This window comes from Pseudarthrobacter sp. C4D7 (assembly GCF_013359725.1).
In the GTDB taxonomy this organism is placed as follows: domain Bacteria; phylum Actinomycetota; class Actinomycetes; order Actinomycetales; family Micrococcaceae; genus Arthrobacter.
Genome location: NZ_JABFMW010000019.1, coordinates 52,223 through 65,725, shown reverse-complemented (window position 1 = coordinate 65,725; position 13,503 = coordinate 52,223). Strand labels below are relative to the sequence as shown.

The window sequence follows — 13,503 nt, the reverse complement described above, 5'->3', positions numbered from 1 at the left end:
CCCCGGAGGGTTGGAAACTGCGCAAGACGACACGGCGAGTGATGAAGCTAACTCAGCTGCCGCCGTCGTCCGGTTTTCCGGGCCGAAACCGGCCGCCCAAAACCCTTCCCGCGCAGGGCTTGGCCGAATACCGTAAGGCCTGTCCACTCAATTTTTGGAGGCTTCCATGCGTAGAGTCACAGCCGGCCTGTTCCACTCCGTGGACGGGGTGGTGTCCGAACCTTTCAAGTTCCAGTTCGACAGCTTCGACGGGGAACTCGGGGAGGGCCTGACCCGGATGATCAACTCCGTGGACACCGTCATCCTTGGCCGCGTCAGCTACCAGGAGTGGGCCGGTTACTGGCCCACCGCGCCGCAGGACCAGGACTTCGCCGCGTTCATCAACCCCGTGGAGAAGTTCGTTGCGTCGCGCACGCTGACCGGACCGCTGGAATGGCAGAACTCGCAGGTGATGGATGCCCCGCTGCCGGAGTTCGTGGCCGCGTTGAAGGAGCGCGACGGCGGCGAAATCGCCGTGTGCGGAAGCATCTCCGTGGTGCGCCAGCTGCTGTTCGCCGGGCTGTTGGACTCACTGCAGCTGATGACCCACCCGGTGATCGCAGGCAGCGGCCGCCGGCTTTTCGAGGACGGCGACCCACTGACCCGGCTGGTGCTGCAGGAGCAGTCGACCACCAGCAAAGGCAACGTACTGAGCACGTACGGGGTGCGCGCGGACTAAGTTGCTTTACCGGGCCGGCCCGGGGGTCAGGCGTGGGCAGCCAAAGCCGCGATGTCCGCCGGAGTGGTCCGGCAGCAGCCGCCGAGGATTTGCGCGCCACGGGCCAGCCATTCGGCCGCGCCGGCAGCGAGGGTTGGCGGTGCCGCTCCCCCGGCCGCACCGCCGTCGCCGTCAAGCGCCCCGCTCCAGGTCTTGGTGGCGGAATCGTAGGTTTCACCTGAGTTCGGGTAGGCCACCAGGGGCTTGTCCGTGTGCCGGCGCAGGGCAGCAAGCGCTGGCCCAACAAGGTGGATCGGCACGCAGTTCACCCCCACAGCCGCGACTCCCGGCTGTCCGTCCACCAGCTGCGCCACATCGGCCAGGGACGTGCCGTCGCTGATGTGGGCGCCGTCGCGCAGTGAAAAGGAAACCCAGGCGTCCACGCCGTGTTCCCGGGAAAGCGCCAGGAGCGCCTCCGCTTCGGCGAAGGAGGGCAGCGTCTCGAGGGCAAGGACATCCACGCCCGCATCCACCAGCGCCGCGATGCGGGCCGCATGGAAGTCCTTGAACTGGCCCGGGGTCAGTGAGTAGTCCCCGCGGTACTCGGACCCGTCCGCCAGGTAGGCGCCGTAGGGGCCCACCGAGCCGGCCACCAGCAGCGGCCCGGCGTCCGGATGGTCCGCCCGGTACTCCTGCCGCGCCTCGTCGGCCAGGCGGACGGACAGTCCAACCAGCTCCAGGGCTTCGTTCTGGGTCATTCCCCGTGCCGCAAACCCTTGGGGCGTTGCCTGGTAGCTGGCGGTGGTGGCGATGTTGGCGCCCGCCAAAAAATAGTCGCGGTGGACGTCACGGATGAGTTCTGGCCGCTCCAGCAGGACTTTGGCAGACCACAGGGGATCATCGAGGTTGCAGCCGCGTGCCTCCAGTTCGGTGGCGAGGGCGCCGTCGGCAATCAGCGGCTGCTGCCCCGGTTCCAGAAGGGCGGAGAGCGGAGACATGGCAGGCATATGTTCACTATAGGCATGGGTTCATGCATTTACTGAGTGTTACCTGCCACGGCGACGGCCTGCAGCAGCGTCCCCCACCCGGATCGCTAGACTCACACCCATGTCGAAGACCTCCAGCATGGGCCGCGGGATCCAGGCCCTGCTTGCTGTTGGGGCACGCCAAGCGCGCGGCCTTCCCGGCGGGACGGCCGCCGGGATCGCCGCCGACCTGGACCGGGACCGCAGCCAGGTGTCCCGCAGCCTGCGCACCGGCGGCCAGGAAGGCTTCCTTGTCCGCACCGCCACGCGCACCTACGCCCTGGACTGGTCCGTCTTCACCGACGCCCAGCTGCTGACCGATCGCCGGCTCCAGGCTGACGGCGCCACCGCGTTGGAAGCCCTGGCAACCGTGACGGATGAAGCATGCTTCCTCGGGGTCCTGCGCGGCGACAGCACGGTGACCATCTGCGAGAGTGTCCCGCCCGGCAGCAACCTGGTGGGTTCGTGGCTGGGCCGGCCCTACCCCGCCTACTGCAGCGACGCGGGCCAGGCAGTCCTGTGGGAAGCCACGGAAGCGGAAGTCCGGACTGTGTTTGCCCACGTCGACTTCAAGCCCCATGGTCCCAACACCCCGGACAGCGTGGGTGCGTTCCTGGCACAGAGGGACGGCGCCCGCGCCCGCGGCTACTCGATCGTGGACGAAGAAGCCGAGCCCGGGCTGTACTCGCTGGCCGTGCCGGTCCGCGACTTCAAGGGTGACGTAGTGGCGGCCCTGCAGATCGTGGGCATCAAGGAACGGCTGGAACCGCGGCGTGAACTGTGCGGTGCTGCCCTCGTGGAACAGGGCCGGTGGCTTGAGTCAAGGCTCGGCTACCGCGGCTGAGCCTCCGGGGCGTCACGGAGGCGCGCGGCGGCAGTCGCCAGCACCCTGGCAGCCGACGCTGAATCAGTTCCGAGCTCCGCCCGGGTCCCCAGCACGCTGAGCGCTCCGATGATGGAGCCGGCGGCATCCCGCACAGGTACCGCGAGCTCCACCACGCCATGCTCGAATTCCTCGTCGGCGGAAATGAAGCCGGCGGCCCGGTCGCGGACCATGAGGTCCCAGATCCCGTCCGTGGCGTGGGCGGCTCCCGGCCCGCCGATGCCGATGTAATTGACGTCCGCGAGCAGTTCACCGAGTTGGACCCGGTCGAGGTCCCAGAGCAGAGCCCTGCCGGCGCCGGTGCACCAGACGGGGGTGACCATGCCGGGCACCACGAAGCTGCCGGGCACGGCTTCGTTGCTGGACGCGCGGAGCAGGATGACGCGGTACCCATCACGGATCGAGAGGCGGGCCCGTACTCCCAGTTCAGCGACCAACGCCTCGAGCTGGGGTTTCGCCGCCCGGACCCAGCCCGTGTTCAACGCCGCCGCCAGGGCGAAAAAGCGCGGGCCGGCGCGGAACGGTCCCCGGTCAAAGCGCTCCAGCAGCTCCAGGCCGCACAGCTCCTGGGCCAGCCGTGACACCCTGCTCTGTTCGATGCCGAGCTCCGCGGCGAGCTGCGAAACACCCGGCGGCGCCTGCCCCCGCTTTTCCCGTTCCACCACGTGCCGCAGGATCCGCAGTCCCTGTGCCATGGAGGACGCCTCGGCCATTGGTTCCACGCTTTCCTGCCCTCCCGGCTGCTCAATAACGGCCCCATTGTTCCACGGCCGGAGGAACCGCACCCGCCAGGCAGTCACGCAGCCAGGCAGTCACGCAGCCAGGCAGCCAGGGGAATGGACGACGCCGGCACCCACGCCGGTGCGCGTGCTGCCCCGGGCGCTGCCGCCGTCGTCCGGTCCTGCCTACCGCCCGGCCCGCACCGCCCCGCGCCCATGCCGGAAGTGGAAGTACACGTAGCAGGCGGCAACGAAGGGGATGCCGAAGTAGAGGGCGGCCGCCTGGGCCGGGTCGAGGGCGATGCCGACCAGGGAGATGACGCACAGGGAGAACGCGAGGATGGGGACCACCGGGAACAGTGGTGCGCGGTAGGCAAGGGTGGAGACATCCCCGCCGTCGCGGATGAACGCGCGTCGGTGGAAGTAGTGCGACGCGGTGATGGACATCCAGACACCCACCACGGCAAAGCCCGCCACCGAGACGAGGACCAGGTAGACGGTTTCCGGGGCCACCACGCTGCTGAGCAGGGAAGCCAGGCCGCCCACCATGCTCACGGAGAGGGCCACCAGGGGAATGCCGCGGCGGTTCAGCTTCTTCAGGGCGCGGGGTGCATGCCCTTCATCGGCGAGCGAATAGAGCATCCGGGCGCAGGAGTAGAGGCCGCTGTTTCCGGCCGAGAGCAGGGCCGTGATGATGACGAAGTTCATGATGTCCGCGGCGAACGGCACCCCGATGGCGGAGAACACCGTGACGAACGGGCTCTCATCCAGTCCCACTTCGGTGTAGGGGATGGTGGCGGCGATGACGGTGATGGCGCCCACGAAGAAGATCAGCAGCCGGATCACGGTGGTGCGCATGGCCTTGGGAATGGCCGTTGCGGGATCCTTGGTCTCCCCGGCGGCGACACCGATAAGTTCCGACCCGGAAAAGGCGTAGAAGACGGCCAGCACCGTGACCAGGATGCCGGTGAAGCCGTTGGGGAAGAGGCCCGATTCGGTGGCGAAATTCTGCAGCAGGAAGGGGTGGTTGCCGCCGCTGCTGAGCGGGTGGAAGCCGAATAGCGCCGCCCCGCCCAGGACGATCAGCCCGATGATGGCGGCCACCTTAACAATGGCGAACCAGAACTCGGCCTCGCCGAAGAACCGGGAAGAGACGGCGTTGAAGCCAAAGAGGATGGCGGCGAAGACAAGGCACCAGACCCACACCTCGACGTCCGGGAACCAGCGCTGCATGAGGAGTCCGGATGCGGTGAACTCTGAGCCAATGGCCACGGCCCAGCAGAGCCAGTACAGCCAGGCGGTGGCGAACCCCGTGGCGGGCCCGATGGAGCGGGCGGCGTAGATATGGAAGGCCCCGGAGACGGGATAGGCGATGGCCAGTTCCCCCAAGCATGCCATCACCAGGTACACCACGAACGCACCCACCAGGTAGGCGATGACGGCGCCAAAGGGTCCGGCCTGCGAAATGGTGTAGCCCGAGCTGACGAAGAGGCCCGAACCAATCACCCCGCCCATGGCGATCATCACCAGGTGGCGCGGCCCCATGGACCGGCGCAGGGAGGACTCCACCGGCTGCGTTGCCGCAGGCCGTGGGTCGAGGGTGAGCGGGGGTGTGGGTTCCACGGGTCTCCAAACGAAGAAATGCACGGTGTCAGTGCCGAAAGTAGCACGGCTGCCGAATTTTCCGGTCGTTGAAGGCATGGGTGCATGCTTATGTTGCACGCAATGACGCCCTTGAGTGCAGCGAGCGGTGCGGGGCGGCGGTTCGCCGGGGGCCTCCGTCGTCCCTTGCCGTCGTGGCCGGGAAGGCGACCGGGTAAACTTGACCAGTCATGCGCTGTTCCTACTTTGATGCCGGCACCTGCCGCTCCTGCACCCAGATGGGCAGGCCGTACGCCGAACAGCTGGCCGGCAAACAGCTGCACTGCCAGGGCCTCCTGTCCGGTCACACGAAACTGGAATGGCTGGAGCCCGTGGCCAGCCAGGAGTCCGGCTTCCGCAACAAGGCCAAAATGGTGGTCGGCGGGACGGCACAGAACCCCACCATCGGCATCCTCGACGCCGACGGCCACGGTGTGGACCTGCGCAAGTGCGGCGTCTGCTCCCCCGGCCTGCGGGCCGTCTTCCCGGTGCTGGCCACCTACATCCGCCGCCTCCGTCTGACGCCCTACGACGTCCCGAAACGGACCGGGGAACTCAAGCACGTCATTATCACCGAATCCCCGGCAGGTGAGATCATGCTCCGCCTGGTCCTCCGCTCCGAGCAGACCCTGCCGCGGATCCGGAAGCACCTCCCCGAACTCCTGGCGGACCTGCCGCAGGTCAAGGTGGTCTCCGTCAACCTGCTCCCGGAGCACAAGGCCGTGCTCGAAGGAGAGCGCGAGATCCTGCTGACGGAGCAGTCCACCCTGGAGATGCGGGTCAATGACATCAACCTGCACCTCCGCCCGCAGAGCTTTTTCCAGACCAACACCGGCATGGCCGCGGCCCTGTACCGGCAGGGGCGCGAGTGGGTCAACGAACTGGCGCCCGCTTCGGTATGGGACCTGTACTGCGGCGTGGGCGGGTTCGCCCTCCACAGCGCGGCTCCGTCCCGCACGGTCACGGGCATCGAGGCCAGCAGTGAGGCCATTGTTTCGGCGCGGCTCAGCAGTGACGAGGCGGGCCTGGCGGGCATGGAGTTCCAGGCCGGGGACGCCACCGCGTTCGCCCTCGCTGCGGGGCAGTCGCCGGAGCTGGTGATCGTGAACCCGCCTCGGCGCGGCATCGGCAAGGAATTGTGCGGCTGGCTGGAATCCTCCGGCGTGCAGCACGTGGTGTACTCCAGCTGCAACGCCCAGTCGCTGGCCCGCGACCTGGCCGCGCTGCCCTCCTTCACTGCCCGGCGGGCTCGGGTCCTGGACATGTTCCCGCAGACCACGCATTACGAAGTGATGGTGCTCCTGGAACGGACGGCCTAGCACCGCCCGGTTTCCCAGGGCTCAAGTACGGACGCGTTCGACGGCGGCCGCGGCGGCTTCCCGCCCGCTGGCCCTGAGGCCCGCTGCCACTCCTGCGGCATCGGCTGCCGAGCGGTTCTGGCTCAGTTTCTCCTTCGCCTCGATCCGGGTGATCACCAGCTCCACGCCCACGATGGCGCGCAGCTGCCCGGCGATGAACTTTTCCGGGGCGTCGTCCACGGCCCAGGGGTCCGGCCGGCCGCCCTCATGCAGTCCGGTCAGGTGGCGGACGTGCCGGGCCAGCCAGCCGGCGTCGTCATGGACCACCAGTTCGCCATAAACGTGCGCCGTGCTGTAGTTCCAGGTGGGGACCACCCGGCCGTGTTCGGCTTTGGAGGCGTACCACGACGGCGAGATGTAGTTATCGGCGCCCTGGATGATGGCCAGCGCTTCACCGGTTGGCGCGGTGGACCACTGTGGGTTGTTCCGGGCCATGTGCGCTTGGAGGGCCCCGTGCTCCCCCACTCCCGGGTTGAATGCGACGGGCAGCAGCGTTGCCAGCAGGCCGGCACCGGTCATGGTCACCAGGTTGGCGGCGCCGGGATGGGCCAGGAGGTTCCGGACGGCGCCGGGTTCGGCAGCGAAATGGGCAGGAATGTACATGGGGGTCCTTTCGGGTGGTCAGGGGGTCTTGATCCGGACGCGGACCGCTGCACCGGCGCAGAGGATGACGGAAAGGGCGCCGATGGCGGTGGTCCACGTCAATGCCTCGCCCAGCAGGAGCGCGGCCCAGCAGATACTCAGGACGGGCTGGAGCAGCTGGACCTGGCTCACCTGCGCCATGGGGCCGATGGCCAGCCCCCGGTACCAGGCGAAGAAGCCAAGGAACATGCTCACCACGGCAAGGTAGCCGAACGCCGCCCACTGGACTGGACTGGCCGACGGCGGCTGGCCCTGGACCGATGCCGCGGCCAGGACCAGCATGGCCGGCGCGGCAAGGACCAGTGCCCAGGCAACGGTCTGCCACGAGCCGAGTTCCCTGGCCAGCAGGCCTCCCTCCGCATAGCCGACGGCGGCGCACGCCACGGCACCGAGCAGCAGGAGGTCCGCCCAGTGCAGGTGGCCGATACCGCCCGACTGCAGGAAAGCGAAGGAGATGGCTGCCAGGGAGCCAAGCATCGTGACGGCCCAGAAAGGAGCCGGCGGCCGTTCCCCCGTCCTGAGCACCGCGGCAGTGGCCGTGGCGGCGGGCAGGAGGGCAATCACCACGGCACTGTGCCCGGCCGGCACGGCGGTAAGGGCATAGGACGTCAGCAACGGGAAGCCTGCGACGACGCCGCCGGCCACGAGCGCAAGGCGCAGCCAGGTGCGGGGTAGCGGCAGCCGCTGCCGGGTGACCGCGAGGGCCGCGGCGGCAAGGACGGCGGCCACTACTGCACGGCCGGAACCGATGAACAACGGCGGCAGGCCGGCGACGGCCACCTTGGTGAAGGGAACCGTGAAGGAGAAGGCCGCGACACCCACCAGGCCCCACCAGATTCCGGAAGACCGCCGGGGCAGTATCACTGGGCCCACCAGGGCAGTAGCGCTACTATGTTCTTTCATGAACAACGATAGCAGTTCAAGGATCGTGGCGGCACTCCGGCAGTGGGTTGCGGGCGCGGCGCCGGGAGCCAAACTGCCGTCAACCCGCTCGCTTGTGGCCGAGTACCAGGCGAGCCCGGTGACGGTCCAGAAAGCCCTGCAGGTGCTGGCCGCGCAGGGCCTGATCGACAGCCGGCCCGGCGTCGGGACGTTTGTCCGTGCCGTCCGCACCGCCCGCCCGTCGGACTACGGCTGGCAGACCGCGGCCCTGCGGTCCCCCGTATCTCCGCTGCCGACGTCGTCAGGCACCATGCGGAACGTCCCTGCCGACGCCATTTGGTTCCATTCCGGCTACCCGGACCGGGAGCTGCTGCCGGAGCGGCTGGTCCGGTCCGCGCTGGCCCGGGCCGCACGCGGCGACGCAGCCCTGTCCCGGCCACCTGCCGCGGGCATGCCCGAACTGCAGCAGTGGTTCGCCCAGGAGCTGGGCTCTGCGACCCCCGTGGGGATCACGCCCCCAACGCCGAACGACGTCATCATCCTGCCCGGCAGCCAAAGCGGACTTAGCTCCATCTTCCGCGCGCTGGTGGGCGCCGGCCAGCCGCTGCTCATCGAATCGCCGTCGTATTGGGGTGCCATCCTCGCCGCCGCCCAGACCGGGGTGCGGCTGGTCCCGGTGCCCACGGGGCCTGACGGCCCGGACCCTGCCGACGTCGACCGCGCCTTCGCGGAGACCGGAGCGCGGGCGTTCTACGCGCAGCCCAACTATTCCAACCCCACCGGCGCGCAGTGGGCGCCGGGCCGTGGCGAGGAGATCCTTGACGTTGCCCGCAGGCATGGGGCCTTCCTGGTGGAGGACGACTGGGCCCACGACTTCGGCATCACCTCAAACCCCCTTCCGCTGGCAACGCGCGATGACTCCGGCCACGTGGTCTACATCCGGTCCTTGACCAAGAGCGTGTCCACGGCCATCCGCATTGCGGCGGTGATTGTGCGCGGGCCGGCGCGCGAACGCATCCTGGCCCACCGCGCCGCCGAGTCCATGTATGTCAGCGGACTCCTCCAGGCAGCGGCACTGGACGTGGTGACGCAACCAGGGTGGCAAACCCACCTGCGCAGCCTCCGCCAGCAGCTCCAGTCCCGCCGCGACCTGCTGGCCACCAGCATCCGGGAACACGTCCCGCAGGCACACATCGACAATCTGCCCAAAGGCGGGCTCAACCTGTGGGTGCGCCTCCCGGACACCACCGGCCTTCCCCGGCTGGCGCGGGACTGCGAGGATGCCGGCGTGATCATCGCCGCCGGCACCGAGTGGTTTCCGGCCGAGCCCGCCGGAGCATTCATCCGCCTCAACTACTCCGGCCCCAACCCGGGTGCCTACCCGGAAGGTGCCCGGATCATTGGCGAGGCGCTCGCCCGCAACAGCGGATAGGATTCCGGGCCGGACCCGGCGCCAACCGGTCAGGCCTGCGACAGCGGCAGTTCACCGTTCCGCCATTCCCGGTTCATTACCCCTGAGTAACTTGAGAGCTCCTGTTGAGACCCCAACCTTAAGAGGCCCCTCCCATGAGCTCCACAAAATTCACCAAGAACAGAGTTGCTGCGGCCACCGGCGCCGCCGTCCTGGCCGCTTCGGCAGTGACGGCCGGACTGGTCGGCGTCAGCGCCGGCCCGGCCACAGCCGCCGGCACCCAGGACGCCACGGCGACGCCCATCCAGCACGTTGTGGTCCTCTTCCAGGAAAACGTGTCATTCGACCACTACTTCGCCACCTATCCCCAGGCCGCAAACACACCCGGTGAGACGCTGCAGGGTTCAGGCTCCCCCGCCGGCTCCTTCACGGCGGCGGACGACACACCCAAGAACATCAATACCCTGGCCAACGCCGGCCTGCTGGCGCCCAACAACCCCAACTCCGTCCAGCCCGCGCGTCTCTCCCCGATGCAGGCCGTCACCTGCGACCAGGACCACGGCTACAAGGCCGAGCAGAACGCCTACAACGGCGGACTGATGGACAAGTTCGTCCAGTTCACCAGCCGCGACGCCTGCGGCACCAACCAGTACGGCCGCCCCGGCCTGACCATGGACTACTACGACGGCAACACCGTCACCGGCATCTGGAACTACGCCCAGAACTACGCCATGAGCGACAACCACTTCAGCACCGTCTTCGGTCCGTCCACCCCCGGCGCGCTGAACCTGATTTCGGGCCAGACCCACGGCGCCAAGGAATACACCGCCGACGGCAAGCCCGTCGCCACGCCGGCCACCGGAAGCAGCGCGGTCCGCCAGCCCGACGCAAACGGCGTCGGAACGGTGATCAACGACCCCGACCCGGTCTACGATGACTGCTCCAACAACAGCCATGCCAAGGCCAGCAACCTTGCCGGCATGACCGGCAGGAACATTGGCGACCTGCTCAGCGCCCAGGGCACGTCCTGGGGCTGGTTCCAGGGCGGCTTCACCCCCACCACACCCGCCACCGGCACGGCCCCGGCATCATGCCTTGCCAGCCACACCAACGCCGCCGGCGCCTCCGTGGTGGACTACTCCCCGCACCACCAGCCCTTCCAGTACTACGCGTCCACCGCCAACCCGCACCACCTGGCACCGGCATCGGACGCGGAAATCGGACACGACGGCCAGGCCAACCACCAGTACGACCTGACCGATTTCAGCAAGGTGGTGGACAGCGACAACATGCCGGCCGTCTCCTTCCTGAAGGCGGACATGTACCAGGACGGCCATGCCGCCTACTCGGATCCGGTCGACGAGCAGAACTTCATCGCCAAAACCGTCAACCAGATCCAGCAGTCCAGGAACTGGGACAACACGGCCGTGGTACTCGCCTATGACGACTCCGACGGCTGGTACGACCACGCCGCCGCGCAGCCGAAGAACGCCTCCGCCGGCACCGACGACGCCGCATGGTGCCAGAACGCCGCGGCGAACGGCGTCCCCGTGGCCGGCGGCTACGCCGACCGCTGCGGACCCGGCCCCCGCCAGCCCCTGGTGGTCATCTCCCCGTATGCGAAGAAGAACTTTGTAGACCACACCGAAACCGACCAGGCCTCCATCCTGCGGTTCATTGAGGACAACTGGCACACCGGCAGGATCGGCGACTCCTCGGCCGATGCGGAGGCCGGGTCAGTGGAGGCAATGTTCAACTTCCATCATGAACGCAACGACAAGGTCCTGCTGAACGAACAGACCGGTACGGTCGCCTCAATCACCCATAACGGGCACCCGGCAGGGCGGTGACCTAACCCCTCTGCTGCCGTTCGTGGCGGCTCAGGCGAACGCAGCCACCAGCTGTTCGCTCTTCTCCCACAGCCCACGGGCCAGTCCGGCGTCGTAGGCCTGGGCGTTGGCCTTGGCCAGGGCGCGCTTGGCGTAGTAGGCCCCGGAGATCCAGTCCGTGCCTGCGGTGCCGTTGATCAGCCAGAGCATGGTGTCGGCACCCTGGTCCGGGCTGAGCATGAAGCGGTTCAACAAGGTGGTGTAGGCGTGCCGCCACGGGCTGCCCGAGTCGGCCGCGAAGTTGGTGCGGACCACGCCCGGGTGGAATGCCGCCGTCGTAATCCCCTGGTCGTGGAAGCGGCGGTGCAGCTCGGAGGTGAACAGGATGTTGGCGAGCTTGCCCGTGCCGTAGGCCCGGTTGGTGCTGTACCCGTGCTCGGCGTTGAGGTCGAACAGGTCCAGCTTGCCGAAGTTGTTGGCGGCACTGGAGGTGTTGACCACCTTGGCCCCGCTGGCGGTCAGCGTGTCCATGAGGCGGGTGGTGAGCAGGAACGGCGCGAGGTGGTTGACCTGGAAGGTGGTCTCATTGCCGTCCACGGTGAGCGTGCGCTTGCCCATGATGCCGCCGGCGTTGTTGGCCAGGACGTCGATGCGCGGGTAGTTGGCCTGCAGCTTGTCCGCAAGGTCCCGGACCTGGGAAAGGTCAGCGAAATCGGCCAGGTAGTGGTCGGCGCCAATGTCTGCGGCCAGGGCGCGCGTCTTGCCTGCGGAGCGGCCCACAACCACCACCTGCTCACCTGCCCGGGCCAGTGTCCTCGCGGCTGCCGCTCCAATGCCGTCGCTGGCGCCGGTGATCACGATGGTGCGGGGAGTCGTCAAGGGGTGTCCTTTGGTCAGCGGGCGGCGCACCGGCATGGCGCACCAAGGGGCATAACGACGGCGGGGCGGCCGGTGTTCCCACCAGCCGCCCCGCCGCGCCCATCACCGGGAGGGTCAGCCCACCGCGCCGGCCACCAGGAAGATGGCAACAGCGATGGCGAAGCCCATGACGCCGATCAGGGTTTCCATGACGGTCCAGGTCTTCAGGGTGGTCTTGACGTCCATGCCGAAGAAGCGGCCCACCAGCCAGAAGCCGGAGTCGTTGACGTGGGAGACCACTACCGAGCCGGCGGCAACGGCAATGACCAGGGCGGCAACCTGCATCCCGTTCAGTCCCGCAGCGGCCACGGCCGGGGCAATCAGGCCCGCGGTGGTGGTCAGCGCCACCGTGGCCGAACCCTGCGCAATGCGGAGGATGGAGGAGATCAGGAAGCCGGCCAGGATGAGCGGGATGCCCACCCCGCCCAGGACGTCCGCGAGTGCCTTGCCGATGCCCGAGGTGCGCAGGACACCGCCGAACATGCCGCCGGCGCCCGTGATCAGGATGACCGAGCACACCGGGCCCAGCGAGGATTCCAGCAGCTTTTCCAGGGTGGCGGCGTTGCGGCCACGGCGGGTGCCCAGGACGAACATGGCCACCAGGACGGCGATCAGCAGCGCCACTGGGGTCTCACCGATGGTCCGCAGCACCTGGAACCACTGTTCCTTCTTGACGCTCGCGTCCAGGGCGCCGGAGGATGCCAGCGTGTTCAGGCCGGTGTTGAGGAAGATCAGGACCAGGGGCAGCAGCAGGAGGCCAACGATGGTGCGGAAACGCGGCGGGTTGGACTCTGCTTCGGCGCTGGCGTGGCCCAGGATTTCGGGAACGGGCAGGACCAGTTTCTTGCCGGTGCGCAGGCCGTAAAGGTAGGTGGTGACGTACCAGGTGGGGATGGCGGTGATCAGGCCGGCGATCAGGACCAGGCCGATGTTCGCGTCAAAGAAGGTGGCTGCGGACACCGGGCCCGGGTGCGGCGGCAGGAAGATGTGCATCACGGAAAACGCGCCGGCTGCGGGCAGGCCGTAGCGGAGGACGCCCCCGCCGAGGCGGTGTGCGACGGCGAAGACCACGGGCAGCATGACCACCAGGCCGGCGTCGAAGAAGATGGGGAAGCCAAAGATCAGCGAGGCAAGGCCCAGTGCGAACGGTGCACGCTTTTCACCGAAGACGCCGATCAGGTAGTCGGCCAGGACCTTTGCGCCGCCGCTGGTTTCGACGATCCGGCCCAGCATGGCGCCGAGGCCCACCAGCAGTGCCACTGTTCCCAGGGTGCTGCCGAAGCCGTTGACCAGCACTGGAACCACTTGGTTGGCCGGGATGCCGGTGGCGAACGCGGTGGCGAGGCTGATGAGGATCAGGGCGATCAGGGCGTGCATCCGCAGCCGGATGATCAGGAACAGCAGCACAAGAATTGCAGCCGCGGCAATGAGCAGCAGTGGACCTGCGCCCAATGTCTGGGTCCATCCTTCGATGGTCATGGTTCTCCTTTGAAACAGG

The 13,503-nt window shown here is 68.1% G+C and carries 12 protein-coding genes; 5 read left to right on the top strand and 7 right to left on the bottom strand.

The window, feature by feature from the left end:
- Positions 1-166: 166 nt before the first annotated feature.
- Positions 167-718 (top strand): dihydrofolate reductase family protein, encoded by a 552-nt coding sequence (locus tag HNO81_RS13840; RefSeq protein ID WP_175318681.1) that lies wholly within the window; start codon positions 167-169, stop codon positions 716-718.
- Positions 719-744: 26 nt separating this feature from the next.
- On the opposite strand, the gene mmuM is transcribed toward HNO81_RS13840, so the two are convergent.
- Positions 745-1,704 (bottom strand): homocysteine S-methyltransferase, encoded by a 960-nt coding sequence (gene mmuM / locus HNO81_RS13835; protein WP_175318680.1) that lies wholly within the window; start codon positions 1,702-1,704, stop codon positions 745-747.
- 100 nt (positions 1,705-1,804) lie between these two features.
- Between mmuM and HNO81_RS13830 the strand changes: the two genes are divergently transcribed.
- Positions 1,805-2,566 (top strand): IclR family transcriptional regulator, encoded by a 762-nt coding sequence (locus tag HNO81_RS13830; RefSeq protein ID WP_175318679.1) that lies wholly within the window; start codon positions 1,805-1,807, stop codon positions 2,564-2,566.
- Here HNO81_RS13830 and HNO81_RS13825 read toward each other — a convergent pair.
- A complete protein-coding gene (locus tag HNO81_RS13825; RefSeq protein ID WP_175318678.1) occupies positions 2,554-3,327 on the bottom strand; it encodes an IclR family transcriptional regulator C-terminal domain-containing protein in 774 nt (257 codons plus the stop codon). The genes HNO81_RS13830 and HNO81_RS13825 overlap by 13 nt on opposite strands.
- 183 nt (positions 3,328-3,510) lie before the next feature.
- The gene (locus tag HNO81_RS13820; RefSeq protein ID WP_175318677.1) at positions 3,511-4,947 is read right to left on the bottom strand and encodes an amino acid permease; all 1,437 of its coding nucleotides are present in this window, start codon (positions 4,945-4,947) and stop codon (positions 3,511-3,513) included.
- A gap of 209 nt (positions 4,948-5,156) precedes the next feature.
- Between HNO81_RS13820 and rlmC the strand changes: the two genes are divergently transcribed.
- The gene (rlmC, locus tag HNO81_RS13815) at positions 5,157-6,284 is read left to right on the top strand and encodes a 23S rRNA (uracil(747)-C(5))-methyltransferase RlmC (protein ID WP_175318676.1); all 1,128 of its coding nucleotides are present in this window, start codon (positions 5,157-5,159) and stop codon (positions 6,282-6,284) included.
- Between the two features lie 21 nt (positions 6,285-6,305).
- Here the strand turns inward: rlmC and HNO81_RS13810 are convergent, their stop codons facing one another.
- Both HNO81_RS13810 and HNO81_RS13805 read right to left on the bottom strand, forming a co-directional pair.
- Positions 6,306-6,926, bottom strand: coding sequence for an FMN-binding negative transcriptional regulator (locus tag HNO81_RS13810; RefSeq protein ID WP_175318675.1), 621 nt, complete (start codon positions 6,924-6,926; stop codon positions 6,306-6,308).
- Between the two features lie 18 nt (positions 6,927-6,944).
- Complete coding sequence (locus HNO81_RS13805; RefSeq protein WP_175318674.1) at positions 6,945-7,868, bottom strand: DMT family transporter; 924 nt, start codon at positions 7,866-7,868, stop codon at positions 6,945-6,947.
- Here HNO81_RS13805 and HNO81_RS13800 point away from each other — a divergent pair.
- The gene (locus tag HNO81_RS13800) at positions 7,867-9,279 is read left to right on the top strand and encodes a PLP-dependent aminotransferase family protein (RefSeq protein ID WP_175318673.1); all 1,413 of its coding nucleotides are present in this window, start codon (positions 7,867-7,869) and stop codon (positions 9,277-9,279) included. The genes HNO81_RS13805 and HNO81_RS13800 overlap by 2 nt on opposite strands.
- Before the next feature lie 134 nt (positions 9,280-9,413).
- Positions 9,414-11,108 (top strand): phospholipase C, encoded by a 1,695-nt coding sequence (locus HNO81_RS13795; RefSeq protein ID WP_175318672.1) that lies wholly within the window; start codon positions 9,414-9,416, stop codon positions 11,106-11,108.
- 30 nt (positions 11,109-11,138) lie between these two features.
- Here the strand turns inward: HNO81_RS13795 and HNO81_RS13790 are convergent, their stop codons facing one another.
- Positions 11,139-11,966 carry an SDR family NAD(P)-dependent oxidoreductase gene (locus tag HNO81_RS13790; RefSeq protein ID WP_254703479.1) on the bottom strand — a complete coding sequence of 276 codons (828 nt, stop codon included), beginning with the start codon at positions 11,964-11,966 and terminating at the stop codon, positions 11,139-11,141.
- 114 nt (positions 11,967-12,080) lie between these two features.
- Positions 12,081-13,484, bottom strand: a complete 1,404-nt coding sequence (locus HNO81_RS13785) for a GntP family permease (RefSeq protein ID WP_175318670.1) — start codon at positions 13,482-13,484, stop codon at positions 12,081-12,083.
- Between the last annotated feature and the right edge of the window lie 19 nt (positions 13,485-13,503).

What these genes read in the sequence shown, in the direction of transcription:
- HNO81_RS13840 (WP_175318681.1), top strand. Translation starts at nt 167, where the DNA reads ATGCGTAGAGTCACAGCCGGCCTGTTCCACTCCGTGGACGGGGTGGTG.
- mmuM (WP_175318680.1), bottom strand. Translation starts at nt 1,704, where the DNA reads ATGCCTGCCATGTCTCCGCTCTCCGCCCTTCTGGAACCGGGGCAGCAG.
- HNO81_RS13830 (WP_175318679.1), top strand. Translation starts at nt 1,805, where the DNA reads ATGTCGAAGACCTCCAGCATGGGCCGCGGGATCCAGGCCCTGCTTGCT.
- rlmC (WP_175318676.1), top strand. Translation starts at nt 5,157, where the DNA reads ATGCGCTGTTCCTACTTTGATGCCGGCACCTGCCGCTCCTGCACCCAG.
- HNO81_RS13810 (WP_175318675.1), bottom strand. Translation starts at nt 6,926, where the DNA reads ATGTACATTCCTGCCCATTTCGCTGCCGAACCCGGCGCCGTCCGGAAC.
- HNO81_RS13800 (WP_175318673.1), top strand. Translation starts at nt 7,867, where the DNA reads ATGAACAACGATAGCAGTTCAAGGATCGTGGCGGCACTCCGGCAGTGG.
- HNO81_RS13805 (WP_175318674.1), bottom strand. Translation starts at nt 7,868, where the DNA reads ATGAAAGAACATAGTAGCGCTACTGCCCTGGTGGGCCCAGTGATACTG.
- HNO81_RS13795 (WP_175318672.1), top strand. Translation starts at nt 9,414, where the DNA reads ATGAGCTCCACAAAATTCACCAAGAACAGAGTTGCTGCGGCCACCGGC.
- HNO81_RS13785 (WP_175318670.1), bottom strand. Translation starts at nt 13,484, where the DNA reads ATGACCATCGAAGGATGGACCCAGACATTGGGCGCAGGTCCACTGCTG.